The organism is Haloechinothrix halophila YIM 93223 (genome assembly GCF_000504245.1).
Taxonomy (GTDB): Bacteria; Actinomycetota; Actinomycetes; order Mycobacteriales; family Pseudonocardiaceae; genus Haloechinothrix_A; species Haloechinothrix_A halophila.
Window position 1 is genome coordinate 3,305,584 of the sequence record NZ_KI632509.1, and the last position, 13,606, is coordinate 3,319,189.

16 protein-coding genes and 2 riboswitches are annotated in these 13,606 nt (G+C 69.0%); of the genes, 4 read left to right on the forward strand and 12 right to left on the reverse strand.

The features are described from left to right. Positions 1–111: 111 nt before the first annotated feature. The 6 genes from gcvP to AMYHA_RS15180 all read right to left on the reverse strand — a co-directional run bounded on the left by gcvP (position 112) and on the right by AMYHA_RS15180 (position 6,925). Positions 112–3,024, reverse strand: a complete 2,913-nt coding sequence (gene gcvP / locus AMYHA_RS15155; protein WP_034271925.1) for an aminomethyl-transferring glycine dehydrogenase — start codon at positions 3,022–3,024, stop codon at positions 112–114. A 55-nt stretch (positions 3,025–3,079) separates the two neighbouring features. After that, positions 3,080–3,211, reverse strand: a riboswitch (glycine riboswitch). A gap of 3 nt (positions 3,212–3,214) precedes the next feature. Continuing rightward, positions 3,215–3,326: riboswitch (glycine riboswitch) on the reverse strand. Between the two features lie 69 nt (positions 3,327–3,395). Further along, positions 3,396–3,941: a MerR family transcriptional regulator gene (locus AMYHA_RS15160; protein WP_157362133.1), complete on the reverse strand. Its 546-nt coding sequence runs from the start codon at positions 3,939–3,941 to the stop codon at positions 3,396–3,398. Positions 3,942–4,204: 263 nt separating this feature from the next. Next, positions 4,205–4,678 carry a bifunctional nuclease family protein gene (locus AMYHA_RS15165; protein ID WP_034271929.1) on the reverse strand — a complete coding sequence of 158 codons (474 nt, stop codon included), beginning with the start codon at positions 4,676–4,678 and terminating at the stop codon, positions 4,205–4,207. Positions 4,679–4,860: 182 nt separating this feature from the next. Then, complete coding sequence (gene ftsR, locus AMYHA_RS15170) at positions 4,861–5,610, reverse strand: transcriptional regulator FtsR (protein ID WP_034271931.1); 750 nt, start codon at positions 5,608–5,610, stop codon at positions 4,861–4,863. 86 nt (positions 5,611–5,696) lie between these two features. Then, positions 5,697–6,161, reverse strand: a complete 465-nt coding sequence (garA, locus tag AMYHA_RS15175) for a glycogen accumulation regulator GarA (protein WP_034271933.1) — start codon at positions 6,159–6,161, stop codon at positions 5,697–5,699. A 119-nt stretch (positions 6,162–6,280) separates the two neighbouring features. Next, positions 6,281–6,925: a CDP-alcohol phosphatidyltransferase family protein gene (locus AMYHA_RS15180; RefSeq protein WP_051399958.1), complete on the reverse strand. Its 645-nt coding sequence runs from the start codon at positions 6,923–6,925 to the stop codon at positions 6,281–6,283. Positions 6,926–7,090: 165 nt separating this feature from the next. Between AMYHA_RS15180 and AMYHA_RS15185 the strand changes: the two genes are divergently transcribed. Continuing rightward, positions 7,091–7,999, forward strand: a complete 909-nt coding sequence (locus tag AMYHA_RS15185) for an alpha/beta fold hydrolase (RefSeq protein ID WP_051399959.1) — start codon at positions 7,091–7,093, stop codon at positions 7,997–7,999. Between the two features lie 67 nt (positions 8,000–8,066). Here AMYHA_RS15185 and cobA read toward each other — a convergent pair whose 3' ends face one another. From cobA to rpmB, 5 genes are all read right to left on the reverse strand, one after another. Next, on the reverse strand, positions 8,067–9,296 hold the full coding sequence (cobA, locus tag AMYHA_RS15190; protein WP_034271935.1) for a uroporphyrinogen-III C-methyltransferase: 1,230 nt from the start codon (positions 9,294–9,296) through the stop codon (positions 8,067–8,069). Between the two features lie 247 nt (positions 9,297–9,543). Beyond that, entirely contained in the window at positions 9,544–9,783 is a 240-nt protein-coding gene (gene rpsR / locus AMYHA_RS15195; RefSeq protein WP_084037604.1) for a 30S ribosomal protein S18, read from the reverse strand. A 2-nt stretch (positions 9,784–9,785) separates the two neighbouring features. Then, positions 9,786–10,091 (reverse strand): 30S ribosomal protein S14, encoded by a 306-nt coding sequence (gene rpsN, locus AMYHA_RS15200; RefSeq protein WP_034271939.1) that lies wholly within the window; start codon positions 10,089–10,091, stop codon positions 9,786–9,788. Further along, positions 10,091–10,255 (reverse strand): 50S ribosomal protein L33, encoded by a 165-nt coding sequence (rpmG, locus tag AMYHA_RS15205; RefSeq protein ID WP_034271941.1) that lies wholly within the window; start codon positions 10,253–10,255, stop codon positions 10,091–10,093. Before rpmG ends, rpsN begins: the two co-directional genes overlap by 1 nt. Further along, entirely contained in the window at positions 10,255–10,491 is a 237-nt protein-coding gene (gene rpmB / locus AMYHA_RS15210) for a 50S ribosomal protein L28 (RefSeq protein ID WP_034271943.1), read from the reverse strand. Before rpmB ends, rpmG begins: the two co-directional genes overlap by 1 nt. A 48-nt stretch (positions 10,492–10,539) precedes the next feature. On the opposite strand from rpmB, the gene mrf reads away from it, so the two are divergent. Genes mrf through AMYHA_RS15225 form a run of 3 tightly spaced genes read left to right on the forward strand, consistent with a single transcriptional unit; the run spans position 10,540 to position 12,539 of the window. Continuing rightward, the gene (mrf, locus tag AMYHA_RS15215) at positions 10,540–11,778 is read left to right on the forward strand and encodes a ribosome hibernation factor-recruiting GTPase MRF (protein WP_034271945.1); all 1,239 of its coding nucleotides are present in this window, start codon (positions 10,540–10,542) and stop codon (positions 11,776–11,778) included. Positions 11,779–11,799: 21 nt separating this feature from the next. Beyond that, positions 11,800–11,958, forward strand: coding sequence for a 50S ribosomal protein L32 (gene rpmF / locus AMYHA_RS15220; RefSeq protein ID WP_034271946.1), 159 nt, complete (start codon positions 11,800–11,802; stop codon positions 11,956–11,958). A 41-nt stretch (positions 11,959–11,999) separates the two neighbouring features. Beyond that, positions 12,000–12,539, forward strand: a complete 540-nt coding sequence (locus AMYHA_RS15225; protein WP_034271948.1) for a methylated-DNA--[protein]-cysteine S-methyltransferase — start codon at positions 12,000–12,002, stop codon at positions 12,537–12,539. A 35-nt stretch (positions 12,540–12,574) separates the two neighbouring features. Here the strand turns inward: AMYHA_RS15225 and AMYHA_RS15230 are convergent, their stop codons facing one another. Further along, entirely contained in the window at positions 12,575–13,603 is a 1,029-nt protein-coding gene (locus AMYHA_RS15230; protein WP_034271950.1) for an LLM class F420-dependent oxidoreductase, read from the reverse strand. Between the last annotated feature and the right edge of the window lie 3 nt (positions 13,604–13,606).

A 13,606-nucleotide genomic window follows, 5' to 3' on the forward strand; every position in this document is an offset into this window, starting at 1 on the left:
CACCATCTTGAAGCTCGCACATCCTCCCTACGAGCAGGGAGGCGTCGTTCGCCGCGCCTGGTGCGGTGAAAGCGTCTTTCACCGCACCAGGCGCCAGCGCCCGAAACGACGTCAGCTCTCGAACGCATCCGGCGGCGGGCAGGAGCACACCAGATTGCGGTCGCCGCCCGCCTGGTCGATGCGGCCGACCGGCGGCCACACCTTGCTACCGGGATCGCCAGCAGGGAACACGCCGACCTCGCGGCTGTACGGCCGGTCCCACTCCCCCGCGATGGACGACGCGGTGTGCGGCGAGTGGCGCAGCGGGCTGTCCTCCAGCGGCCACTCGCCGGACGCGACCCGGTCGCTCTCCCGCTTGATCGCGATCATGGCCTCGCAGAACCGGTCCAGTTCGGCCAGGCTCTCGCTCTCGGTCGGCTCGACCATCAGCGTGCCAGCGACCGGGAACGACATCGTCGGCGCGTGCAGGCCGTAGTCGGCGAGCCGCTTGGCGACGTCGTCCACCGTCACGCCGGTGGCCTTGGTCATCGGCCGCAGGTCGAGGATGCACTCGTGCGCCACGAGGCCATCCGCGCCCGCATAGAGCACCGGGAAGTACTCGTCGAGCCTGCGCGCGACGTAGTTGGCGGCGGCGACGGCGGTCAGCGTGGCCTCCCGCAGCCCGTCGGCACCCATCATCCGCACGTACGCCCAGGAGATCGGCAGGATCGAGGCGCTGCCCCACGGCGCGGCGCTGATCGGGCCGACACCGGTCTCCGGTCCCGCCGTCGGCTGCAGCGGATGGTTCGGCAGGAACGGCGCCAGATGCCCGCGCACGCCGATCGGGCCGACGCCGGGACCACCACCGCCGTGCGGGATGCAGAACGTCTTGTGCAGGTTCAGGTGCGAGACATCGGAGCCGAACTTGCCGTAGCGAGCCAGCCCGATCAGCGCGTTGAGGTTCGCGCCGTCGACATAGACCTGACCGCCGTGGTCGTGGACGATGCCGCAGACCTCCCGCACGGTGTCCTCGTAGACGCCATGGGTGGACGGGTAGGTGATCATGATCGCGGCGAGGTCGTCCGCGTGCTCGTCGGCGACCTTCCGCAAGTGCGCCAGGTCGATGTTGCCCTGGTCATCGCACTTGACGACGACGACCCGCATCCCGGCCATGACGGCGCTGGCGGCGTTGGTGCCGTGCGCGCTGGACGGGATCAGGCAGATGTCGCGCTCCGCCTCGCCCCGGTCGCGGTGGTACGCACGGATCGCCAACAGGCCCGCGAACTCACCCTGGCTGCCCGCGTTGGGCTGCAGCGACACCGCGTCGTAGCCGGTGATCTCAGCCAGCCAACGCTCAAGGTCGCCGATGATCCGCAGCATCCCGGCCGCGTCCTCCACCGGCGCGAATGGGTGCAGGTCGGCGAACGCGGGCCAGGTGATCGGCTCCATCTCGGCCGCCGCGTTGAGCTTCATGGTGCAGGAGCCGAGCGGGATCATGCTGCGGTCCAGCGCGACGTCCTTGTCCGCCAGCGTGCGCAGGTAGCGCAGTAGCGACGTCTCCGAGTGGTGGGTGTGGAAGACGGGGTGGGTCAGGTAGTCGCTAGTCCGGGCAAGCGGCTCCGGGATCGCGTCCACCGTCTCGACGTCCAGAGTGTCCACATCGGACACCGAGAGCCCGAACGCCTTCCATACCAGCGAGATGTGCTCGCGAGTGGTGGTCTCATCGCAGGTGATGCCGACGCGGTCGTCATCCACCTGCAGTAGGTTCACGCCGAGACCCCGCGCCTGCTCGACCACGGCGGCAGCCCTGCCGGGCACCGACGCGCGCACGGTGTCGAAGAACCGGTCGTGTTCCACCGCGACACCGCCCTCACGCAGTCCCGCCGCGAGCACGGTCGCCATCCGGTGCGCCCGCTGCGCGATCGCGCGCAGACCCTCCGGCCCGTGGTAGACGGCGTAGGTCGCGGCGATCACCGCGAGCAACACCTGCGCGGTGCAGATGTTCGACGTCGCCTTCTCGCGGCGAATGTGCTGCTCACGAGTCTGCAGCGCCAGCCGGTACGCCTGCTTGCCCTCGGAGTCGACGCTAACGCCGACCAGCCGGCCCGGCAGCTGCCGCTCAAGGCCCTCGCGCACCGCGAGGTATCCGGCGTGCGGGCCGCCGAAGCCCAGCGGCACGCCGAACCGCTGCGCCGAACCGACAACGACATCCGCGCCGATCTCGCCGGGCGGACGCACCAGCGTCAGCGCGAGCGGGTCGGCGGCGACCGCGACGGACCCGCCGAGTTCCTTCGCCTCGGCGATCAGCGCCTCCTGATCGCGCAGCACACCGGACGCTCCGGGGTAGGACAGCAGCACACCGAAGAAGTCGCCATCGATCCCGGCGGCGGCGATTCCGTTCGACAGATCGGCGACGACGATCTCGATACCGAGTGGCTCAGCACGGGTCTCGATCACCGAGATGGTCTGCGGCAACGTGTCCGCGTCCACCAGGAACCGAGACGACGTGTTCTTCCGTGCGGCGCGGCGGATCAACGTCATCGCCTCGGCCGCGGCGGTGGACTCGTCCAGCATCGAGGCATTCGCAACCGGCATGCCGGTCAGGTCGGCGATCAGGGTCTGGAAGTTCAGCAGCGCTTCCAGCCTGCCCTGCGAGATCTCCGGCTGATACGGGGTGTAGGCGGTGTACCAGGCGGGGTTCTCCAGCACCGCACGCCGGATCACCGGCGGGGTGACGGTGCCGTGGTAACCCAGCCCGATCAGGTTCGTCATCGGCCGGTTCAGCGCGGCGAGCTCCCGTAGCTCTGCGAGTGCCTGCGCCTCGGTCGCCTGCGCGGGCAGCCCGAGCGTGTGCCCGGTGTCACCCCGGTCACGGATCGAGTCGGGCACGGCCTTATCGGCCAGCGTCTCCAGCGAGTCGACGCCGATGGTGTCGAGCATCCGCCGCAGCTGGTCGTTGTCGGGGCCGATATGCCGTCGCGTGAACGGGGTGCCCTGCTCCAGCTCGGCGAGCGGGCGGCGGTTCGTGGGCTGGCGATCTGTCATTCGCATGCCTCCGGTTTCGGGTTCCGGCCACGGACACCGCGTCCGCGGCCCTCCCCCTCTGTCCGTGCCCGATAGCCGGGCGCCTGAGAGCTTCACTCACCGGTGCCGATGGACAACATCGGACCCAGCGCGCTTGCACCTTCGGCGGGGCCGGTGGCGTCGTCGCCGTGGGCCCGCTTTCCAGAGGCAGCTCACCCGAGCGGTCCTGGGTGCCTGAGAGGTTCCGGGGAGGATTTGCTCCTTCGGCGCCGGACGAAACGCACCATTGGCGCGCTACGGCCAGACTCTCCCGCTCGGGTTCAGCATCTGCGCGTCCTAGTCTACCGGGTGAAGCCACCCGCTGGCGGAACCCGTGAGCTGAAACGCAGGTCTTATCCGGTGCGCCGGGCTTTGCGGCGCTCGGTTAGCTCGTCCGGCACCTGCTGGGCGACCTCGCCACCGTCGGCGCGCTCGGCAGGGAACTCGTGGATGGAACCGGTGATCTCCTGCATGGCGCCGCTGACGGCGATACCGAACACGCCCTGGCCTCCCTGCAGTAAATCAACGATCTCCTCGGGCGACGTGCACTCGTAGACCGTGGTGCCGTCGGAGAACAGCGTCACCGATGCCAGATCCCGTACGCCACGCTTGCGCAGGTGCGCCACGGCGGTGCGGATGTTCTGCAGCGATACGCCCGCGTCGAGCAGCCGCTTGACGATCTTGAGGACGAGGAGGTCCTTGAAGGAGTACAGCCGTTGCGAACCGGAGCCGTGCGCGGTGCGGATGCTCGGCTCGACGAGCTGGGTGCGTGCCCAGTAGTCCAGCTGACGGTAGCTAATGCCCGCGATCTGGCACGCGGCCGCACCGCGGTAGCCGACGAGGTCGTCCGGCACCGTCGCGTCGGGAAACAGCTCGCCCTGCTCACCCGTGACCCGCATGGGACTCTCCTCGACCACGCATACCTCCCACAGCTGCCGTGCAGTCGATCGGTCGCGGGAATCACGCTGAATCACACCGACGCGATTCGTCACGACTAACACTGACGGTATGCCTGTCCGACATGCCGGTCAACGCGACTCGCGGTTGGCCTCAAGTCGTTGTTGAGACTTAAGTCGCAGCACAGAGCCTGACCTGGCCCTTGTCAACACCGCGTCATCCGGTGTAGTGACTACTCCGGCTGGGTGAGCCCGCCGGGCAGGCCCTAGGTGTCGGCGCCCCGGAAGTCCTCCGGCGAGACCGAGTCCAGGAATTCCCGGAACTTCTCGACCTCGTCCTCCTGCTCGTCCGGGATGATCAACCCCGCCTCGTCGAGCACGGACTCCTCGGCGTGGATCGGCACCCCGGCGCGCAGCGCGAGCGCCACCGAGTCGCTCGGCCTCGCGGAGACCTTGATGCCGCCGTCGAAGACCAGCTCGGCGAAGAAGGTGCCGTCCTTGAGGTCGGTGATCACGACCTGCTCCAGCTCCCTGCCCAGTGCGCCGATGACCTCCTTGAGGAGATCGTGGGTCAGCGGCCGCGCGGGACGCACGCCCTGCTGCTCCAGCGCGATGGCGGTCGCCTCGACCGAACCTATCCAGATCGGGAGGTACCGCTCGCCTTCGGTTTCCCGCAGCAACAAGATCGGTGTGTTGGCGGGCAGTTCGACCCGCACACCGACGACGCGCATCTCGTTCATCGGGCCTCGCCTCCCTCTCTTGTGCGCGGGTTCAGCACTGTCCTCAACCTTCCCGCATCGACACCGTCGACGCTACCCGTCATCCGGGGCGCGTGCCCAGCGCTGGGCCTCTACACAGCGTAGGCGTGATCGCCGGGGACCTAAAGCCCCAGGGGCAACCAGGTGCGTCCCGGACCAGAACGTCAGCGTCCTGTGACAGAACGGATACCCGCCTTGACCAGCAACGTATGTAGCCTGACCGACAGCGCGGCCAATTCCCGAACCATTTCGTCAGCACGCTCTCGTGCCTCGGTGTCGCGATGCCGCGACACCGGAGTCACGATTTGCTCAAGCAGCCCCACTTCGCGATCCGCTGACGCGCGAAACGCCCGCAGGTGGCGCGGTTCGATACCGAAATCGGTCATAGCCCGCACCGTTTTCGCCACCAACACCGCATCGGGGTCATAGAACCCGGCGGCGCCTGGTCTGATCAAGCCGTACTGTTCCAGCTCGGTCAGCATGTCCTTGTCGATCCCCGCCTCGGCGAGCAGTTCTTCTTCGGTCAGCCGGATCTCGGCGCCGTCGGCGAAATCAGCCGCCGTAGGCACCGCCGATCCGTTGCCCTCAACGCCAGTGACGGAGACCAGTTTCCGGGGCAGCTTCGGCGTCGGCATCGACGGCTCGAGTCCACGATCGGCCGCATCGAGCTGGTCCTTGATCACTTTCAGCGGCAGGTAGTGGTCTCGCTGCGCGAGCAGCACAAACCGGAGCCGCTCGACGTCGGCCGCCGTGAACTGCCGGTAGCCAGACGCGGTGCGCGCTGGCTGCACCAGCCCCTCCGACTCCAGGAATCTGATCTTGGAGATCGTGACATCGGGGAACTCGGGGCGCAGCTGTGTCAACACCGCCCCGATACTGAGCCCGTTGCGCTGGGACCTGCCCGCCGCCGTCACCGTGCTGTCCTCGTCATCGGGGCCATCATGATCGCCGTGGAACCTCCAGCAGGACGCCTCGCCGCCGCTCAGTGGTCAGAGATCCATCACTGACCCGATTGCGCTCCCGCCTTCGCGCCAGTCAGGAACACCAGCCGGAACTTACCGATCTGCACCTCGTCGCCCCCGGCGAGCACGGCCTGATCCACCGGCTCGCGGTTGACATAGGTGCCGTTCAAGCTGCCGACGTCGATGACGACGAACTCGCCACCCTCGCGCCGGAACTCGGCGTGCCGCCGCGACACGGTGACGTCGTCGAGGAAGATGTCGCTGTCCGGGTGACGCCCCGCGCTCGTGGTGTTGCGGTCCAGCAGGAAGCGCGAACCGGCATTGGGGCCCCGCTTGACGACCAGGAGCGCCGAACCGGCTGGCAGCGCCTCGACTCCCGCGACAGAAGCGTCCTGTGCCGACGCGTCCTGCGCCTGCTGCTCATCGAGGAAGTCGGCCCGGAAGACGGAGGTTCGCTCCGGAGCCTCTTCTGGGGGAACGCCGGGCCCGTCGTTCGTGCTCACCTGGACTCTCCTTACGCGCTGCTCTATCTGGGACTCGCGATCGTGTGGTTGCCAACGTACCGTGCCCGCGTGCTCACGTCCCCCCTGACTCCCCAAAACCCGCCAGGAAAGTGGCGGTCTCACGCACCCGTGCCGCTTGCCGGTTCCGCCCGGCCTTTACGCGCTATACGGACTCCCCGGATCGCCAGCACTGTTTGCACTGCGTACAGCACCCCTGACCACACGTAGAGCACGCCGCCCCAGATCATGAAGGCGTAGGCGAGCGGACGGACGATCTCGACCACCCATGCGGCGGCGAACGCGCCTTGGACCAGCAGCAACAGTGGAAAGGCGTACATCAGCACGAATGTCGCGCCCTTACCGATGTAGGTGACCTCGGGATAGCCGAACCGGTAGCGCCGCAGCGCGAGCACGCACAACACCAGCAACAGTTCGCGGGCCACCAGCGCGCCGATCACCCACGGCGGCAAGATGTCCCGCAGCAGGAAGGCGATCAGCAAGGCCACGATGTAGAGCCGGTCCGCCGCGGGGTCGAGCAGTTGTCCGAGCTTGCTCGTCTGGTCCAGCCAGCGGGCGAGCTTGCCGTCGAGCCAGTCGCTGACGCCCGCGAAGATCAGCACCGCGATCGCGAGGCCGTCCTCCTCCGGCCCGAGCAGCAGCCACAGGAACACCGGCACCAACGCCAGCCGAAGCAGCGACAGCAGGTTCGGTAGCGTCACCACCTGCTTCAGTCGCGAGGGCGTGTCGCCAGCGGCGTGTCCCACGCTGTCCCGAGTGCTCACCAGACCACCATAGGCGACATCGGTGACGAGGCTGGCCAGGTCAGCCTGCCGATCTGATCACGTACCGGGCCAGTGCGCTTACCATGGTGAGCACCCGGTCGGGCGACGTCCCGCACTGGTGCGGTGAGGAGATGAGGAGGTCAGGCAGTGAGGAACGCGGCATCGGGGTCTCACGCCCCCCACGACGGCTCGGCGCGGGCCACGCGCCCGCTCACGCTCGCTCCACTCGAACTCGCGGGCGCCTTCACCTGGAATGACTTCCGGCTCGAGTACACCGAGTACGGCAGGGGCGACAAGGTCGTCGTGCTGACTCACGGCCTGCTGATGACCCGCAGGCTGCACCGGGATCTCGCGCGCAGGCTGGCGCGGGAAGGCTTCCGCGTGATCACCCTCGATCTGCTCGGCCACGGCGGCTCCGACCGGCCGGAAGAGTCCTGGCGGTACTCCATGACCGACTGCGCGGCGCAGGTCGTGGCGCTGCTGGATCACCTGGGGATCGACAAGGCCGTCGTCGGTGGGACCTCGCTCGGCGCGAATGTCTCGCTGGAGGTCGCCGTGCTGGCGCCTGACCGGCTCACCGGACTTCTGGTCGAGATGCCGGTGCTGGACAACGCGATCTTCGCGGGCCTGATCGCCTTCCCGCCGTTGCTGTTCGCGGGACGGTTCGCGCCGATCACAGTGCGCGTCGTCGCCCGGCTGGCTGCGATGGTGCCGCAGGGCAACCAGTGGATCGATGTCGTCACCGACACGCTGCGCCAAGAGCCAGCCGCGATGGCTGCGGTGCTGCACGGGCTGCTGTTCGGCAGACTCGCCCCGCCCCGGCGACTGCGGCAGGAGATCGAGACCTCGACGCTCGTCATCGGGCATGCCAGGGACCCGATTCACCCGTTCGGTGACGCTGACGCGCTGGCGGCCGACCTGCCGGACGCGCGGTTCGTCAAGGCGAGTAGCCCGGTGGAGCTGCGGTTCCGCCCGGAACGGCTCACCGAGACGATCATCACGTTCCTGCGGGAACGGTTCGACGCCGCCGACACCACCGTCGCGGCGGGGGCCTGAGCGGGTCACGGCGTCGTGTCCGACACTCAGCACGTCGTGTCCGACGTTCGGGGCGTCGTGTTCTCGCTCAGCTGAGCTCGGTGTACAGACCCGCGACCGGGCCGATCACGATCACGGCTGGCGGGCGGATGTCCTCGGCCGTGATGTCGTCGGCGACGTCGTGCAGTGTCGTGCGCACCACTCGCTGCCGCCGGGTGCTGCCGTCCTGAATCACCGCGACCGGAGTGTCACCCTTCCTGCCGCCAGCGAGTAGCACGTCGGCGAACTGCCGGATGCGCTGCACGCCCATCATCAGCACGATGGTGCCGCTGAGCTTGGCGAGCGCGTCCCAGTCGACGAGGCACTCGTCGCTGTCCGGTGCCACATGCCCAGACACCACCGCGACCTCGTGCGTCACGCCCCGGTGCGTCACCGGCACGTTCGCCAGCGCGGGCACCGAGAACGCGCTGGTGATGCCGGGCACGACGCTGACAGGGATCCCTGCCTGCGAGCAGGCGATGAACTCCTCGAAGCCCCGGCCGTACAGGTACGGATCGCCGCCCTTGAGGCGGACGACGAACTTGCCCTGCGTGGCCTTCTCGATCAGCGTGGAGTTGATCACGTCCTGGCTGGCGGAGCGACCGTAAGGGATCTTGGCCGCGTCGACGACCTCCACGTGCGGCGGCAGGTCGTCCAGCAGTTCACGAGGTGCGAGCCGGTCGGCGACGACGACGTCGGCCCTGCTGAGCAACCTGCGCCCAGCGACGGTGATCAGTTCGGGATCGCCAGGCCCGCCACCGACGAGCACCACAGAGCCGGTGCGCTGCTCGCCAGGGCCCGGTTCCGGCCGCTTGTCGGCGACCCTGCCCTCGTGCAGCGCGTCGAGCAGGCCGTCGCGCACGGCGGCCGAGCGCAGCGGTTCACCACCGGAGAGCACCCCGACCAGCAGCCCCTCGTGGTTCCCTGTCGCTGGCGTGACGGCGCTGCCCAACTCACCGGCATCCGCCCGCACGCAGAACACGGCACGACGATCCGCTTCGGCGCACACCGCCGCGTTGACCTCGGGATCGTCGGTGCAGGCGAGCGCGTACCAGGCGCCGTCGAGGTCGCCCTCGACGTAGCCGCGCTGCTGCCAGGTCACCTCACCCGCGTCGATCATGCCTTCCACGGACGGCGTCGTCTCCGGGGAGATCACCACCACCCGCGCACCGGCACCAACCAACCGTGGCAGCCGCCGCTGGGCGACCGTTCCACCACCCACCATGACAACCTTGCGTCCGGTGAGATCGAGGCCTGCGAGGTAGTGCTGTTCCGGCATGCCCTAAGCATGACGGGCGTCCCGCTGGGCGGCGCGATGAGGTGGCGAGCTTCATGTCGCGCCCCACACCAGGGGTTACAGCACGCCACGGAAGCCGTAGGCTGCCGCGACCCCCGCCCGCGCCTCGTCCCGCGTGGCGAAACCGTAATTCTCCACAGCGGCGAGTTCCGGCACAGTGAGCGTGGCAGCAGCGATATGCCAGGCCGCCGGGAGCGCCCCGACTGCTCCCGACGGCCGCGCCCCAGAGTCAGAGCCGCCCTGGCTTACCTGGATACGGCAGCAGCGCCATCTCCCTGGCGTTCTTGATCGCGGCAGCCACCTCGCGTTGCTGCCTCGGCGTCAGGCCGGTCACCCTGCGCGCCCGAATCTTGCCCCGGTCGCTGATGAACTTCCGGAGCAGGTCGACGTCGGTGTAGCGGACCTCGGTGACGTTCGCGTCGAGCAACATGTTGCGCTTGCGCTTCGGGTATCGCTGCGGTCGTGGCATGGTCACCAGCTCGCCTTCGATACGCCGGGCAGCTCGCCGCGATGCGCCATCTCCCGCAGCCGGATCCGGGACAGCCCGAACGCGCGGTAGTACGCCCTCGGCCTGCCGTCCACGACGTCGCGGTTGCGCAGCCGGGTCGGGCTGGCGTCGCGCGGCATGCGCTGCAACGCCGACACCGCCGCGGCCTTGTCCCCCTGCGAGGACGACGGCGACGCGATGATCGCCTTGAGCTCGGTCCTACGTTCGGCGTAGCGCGTCACGACGGCCCGCCGCTGCGCGTCCTTGGCGATCTTGGACTTCTTCGCCATCAGCGCTCCTCCTTGAACTCGACGTGGGCCCGCGCCACGGGGTCGTATTTGCGCAGCACCATGCGGTCGGGGTCGTTGCGCCGGTTCTTGCGGGTCACGTAGGTGTAGCCGGTGCCAGCCGTCGACCGGAGCTTGACCAGCTGGCGGATCTCGGTGCGGGCCATCAGCAGCGCACCCCCTTCGCGCGCAGCCCGGCCACGACGGCCTCGATACCGCGCTTCTCGATCGTCTTCATGCCCTTGACCGACACCCGGAGCCGCACCCAGCGCCCCTCGCTCGGCACCCAGTACTTGCGCCGCTGCAGGTTCGGCTCCCAGCGCCGCGAGGTGCGCCGGTGTGAGTGCGACACCCGCTTGCCATAACCGGGCTTGCGCCCGGTGACCTGGCATATCGCCGACATGAACCCTCCTCTTAGTAATGACATTCGTTTTCAATTACACTACACGGTATGCCAACCGACTCCCGCACCCCGCTGGTGCTCATCAGCGGTCTCGCCCTGACGCCAGCCACCGAGTTCGCCGAACGCTTCCTCGCCCAGCCGGGCACGGCCGTGGTCGAGTACAACCTCAGGCAGGTCACCGAAGGCGTCGTCACCCGCAGACTGCGGCAGGGCCAAGCGAACCAGCTCAGCGTGCTCGAACTCGCCCACGGCTGCGTGTCCTGCACGTTGCGCCACGACATGCTGCCGCTGTTGCGCAAGCTGTCCCAGCGGCCCGAGGTGCGCCGGATCGCCGTCCGCCTCGACGAGGCGATGGAGCCGGAGCCGGTCTGCTACGCCATGCAGCACGTCCTCGTCGGCGACGCGCCGGTGGACGACTTCGTGCGCCTCGACGGCGTCTACACCGTCATCGACCGAGGCAGCTGGCTCGACGCGGCGACCGGCGACGAGCTGCTCGCCGACTACGACCTCATCGCGAGTCCCGAGGACGACCGCACCCTCGCGCAGGTCGCGATCTCCCAGGTGGAGTTCGCCGACGTGCTCGTCGAGGCGGGCAGGGAGCCGGACACCTGGACGGCCGCCCGCACGAACGCCGTGCTGGACCGCGTCGCGCCGGGAACGCCGAGGGTTCCGCTGTCCAATCTGGACGCCGCGGGCGCGCTGGCCCGCGTACCGGACGACGCCCGGCTCGGCGAACTGATCGATATGCACGGCGCGCTGCTGCACGGCCAACCGCCACTGCACGACGAATGCGGGGTCAGCACCGTGCTGTTCAGCGCCACCCGCCCGTTCCACCCCGAGCGTCTGCACGAGGCCATCGACGTCCTGCTCGACGGCGTCGTCCGGACCAGGGGCAGGGCCTGGGTCGCCAGCCAGCCCGACGCCGCGCTCTGGGTGGAGTCAGCGGGCGGCGGGCTCGGGATCGGCCACGCCGGTCCGTGGCTGGCGTCGGAGGATGGCCCTGGCTGGGAGAACGTCAGCGACGAACGCAGCGCCCTGGCGTCGTTGCGCTGGGACCCGAGGTTCGGCGATCGCGCCCAGGAGCTGGTGATCGTCGCGCACCGGGCCACCGCGACGGAGATCGAGACCGCGCTGACCGAAGCCCTGCTCACCGACGCCGAACTCGTTGCCGGTGAACAGGCGTGGTCGCGCTACCCGGACCCGTTTGGCGAGTGGCACACCGACCCCTGTGAGGACTCCCAGGTCCCCGACAACCGCACCGACGCGACCCGCACCGACGAGCACTAGACAAGAAAGGGGTGACCGCTGATGGCCGTCCCCAAGCGCAAGAAGTCCCGCGCCAACACCCGCTCCCGCCGGTCGCAGTGGAAGGCCACGGTGCCCGACCTGGTGCCCATCACGGTCGCGGGTGAGCGCAAGCTCGTGCCGCGCAGGCTGGTGAAGTACTACCAGACGCTGGGCCGGTAACCCCGCTACGAAGTGTCGGTGCCTCGGGGCACAATGCGAGCATGACCCGCTCCCCTGGCTCACCGACGCTCGCGACCGCCGACCTGGCCACGCCAGTGGGCCGGGTGGCGGTCGCGGTGAGCGACGCGGGCGTTCGTGCCATCGGCTGGTGTTCGGCAGGCGAGCTCGCCGACCGTGCCGTCTCAGACGAACGCGCCGACACCGTCCTGGCCCAGCTCGCGGAATACTTCCGGGGCGAGCGACGCGAGTTCGACGTCCCGCTCGACTGGAGCGGCACGACCGAGACCCAGCGCCGAGTCCTGCGCGCGCTGTACGAGCAGGTCCCGTACGGCACCTCGGTGACCTACGGCGAGTTGGCGGTGCTGTCCGGCACCGGGGTGCCCGCGCGGGCGATCGGCTCGATCATGGGCAGCAACCCGATCCCGATCGTGGTGCCGTGTCACAGGGTGCTGGCCCACGACGGTCTCGGCGGTTACAGCGGCGGCGGTGCGGGCCATGGCTTCGAGGTGAAGCGCTGGTTGCTCACCCTGGAAGGCGCGCTGCCACCCACGCTGGACTGGAGCCCCGCCGGACTGCCGTGAAGCGTCACGGCGTACCCCGGAGCCGCCAGCCCTGGCTAACTCAGAACGACATCAGCCGCCGCACGCAGGCGCGACGCGTCGCCCTGCAACAGCAGCGTCGTCGCACACGTCTCGCGCCAGCGGTCCAGCTCGTCGCGGATCTTGGCGGCCGGGCCGATCAGCGCGACGTCCTCCACCAGCGCGGTCGGGATCGTCGCGGTCGCCTCGTCCTTGCGGCCGTCCAGGTACAGCTCCTGGACGGTGTCCGCGACCGACTCGTAGCCCATGCGCACGAACACTTCGTGGTGGAAGTTCGCCTGCTTGGCTCCCATGCCGCCCATGTAGAGCGCGAGGAACGGCCGGATCATGTCGGCGGCCTGCTCGACGTCGTCGTGCACGATCAGCGGCACCGACGCCGCCACCTCGAAGTCGTCCCAGCCGCGCCGCGCGCCGGGCCGGGCGAAACCCTCGGCAAGACGTTCCCGGTAGAACGACTCCATCTTCGGCGAGAAGAAGATCGGGAACCACCCGTCGGCGATCTCGGCGGCGAGCGAGACGTTCTTCGGCCCCTCAGCGCCCAGGTAGATCGGGATGTCCTCGCGCAGCGGGTGCACGATCGACTTGAGCGGTTTCCCGAGGTTCGCCCCGCCCTGGTAGGGCAGTTGGTAGTGCTTGCCGTCGTAGGTGACCGGCCCCTTACGCGCCAGGACCTGCCGCACGATGTCGATGTACTCGCGGGTCCGCTCCAACGGCCTCGGGTACGGCTGCCCGTACCAGCCCTCCACGACCTGCGGCCCGGACGCACCGAGCCCGAGGATGAAGCGACCGCCGGACAGGTGATCGAGGGTGAGCGCGCTCATCGCGGTGGCGACCGGGGTGCGGGCCGACATCTGGACGATGTTGGTACCCAGCTTGATCCGCGACGTCGACGCGCCCCACCAGGCCAGCGGAGTGAAGGCGTCGGAGCCGTACGCCTCGGCCGTCCACACCGAGTCGAACCCGAGCCGCTCGGCCTCCAGGATCGTCTCCTGTGCGCCCTCCGGCGGACCGGCCGACCAGTACCCGATGTGGTAGCCGAGCTTCACACG

Bases quoted from the DNA above. Each gene is read 5' to 3' on its own strand.
- gcvP (WP_034271925.1), bottom strand. From the start codon at position 3,024: ATGACAGATCGCCAGCCCACGAACCGCCGCCCGCTCGCCGAGCTGGAG.
- AMYHA_RS15160 (WP_157362133.1), bottom strand. From the start codon at position 3,941: ATGCGGGTCACGGGTGAGCAGGGCGAGCTGTTTCCCGACGCGACGGTG.
- AMYHA_RS15165 (WP_034271929.1), bottom strand. From the start codon at position 4,678: ATGAACGAGATGCGCGTCGTCGGTGTGCGGGTCGAACTGCCCGCCAAC.
- cobA (WP_034271935.1), bottom strand. From the start codon at position 9,296: ATGCCGGAACAGCACTACCTCGCAGGCCTCGATCTCACCGGACGCAAG.
- rpsR (WP_084037604.1), bottom strand. From the start codon at position 9,783: ATGCCACGACCGCAGCGATACCCGAAGCGCAAGCGCAACATGTTGCTC.
- rpsN (WP_034271939.1), bottom strand. From the start codon at position 10,091: ATGGCGAAGAAGTCCAAGATCGCCAAGGACGCGCAGCGGCGGGCCGTC.
- rpmG (WP_034271941.1), bottom strand. From the start codon at position 10,255: ATGGCCCGCACCGAGATCCGCCAGCTGGTCAAGCTCCGGTCGACGGCT.
- rpmB (WP_034271943.1), bottom strand. From the start codon at position 10,491: ATGTCGGCGATATGCCAGGTCACCGGGCGCAAGCCCGGTTATGGCAAG.
- mrf (WP_034271945.1), top strand. From the start codon at position 10,540: ATGCCAACCGACTCCCGCACCCCGCTGGTGCTCATCAGCGGTCTCGCC.
- rpmF (WP_034271946.1), top strand. From the start codon at position 11,800: ATGGCCGTCCCCAAGCGCAAGAAGTCCCGCGCCAACACCCGCTCCCGC.
- AMYHA_RS15225 (WP_034271948.1), top strand. From the start codon at position 12,000: ATGACCCGCTCCCCTGGCTCACCGACGCTCGCGACCGCCGACCTGGCC.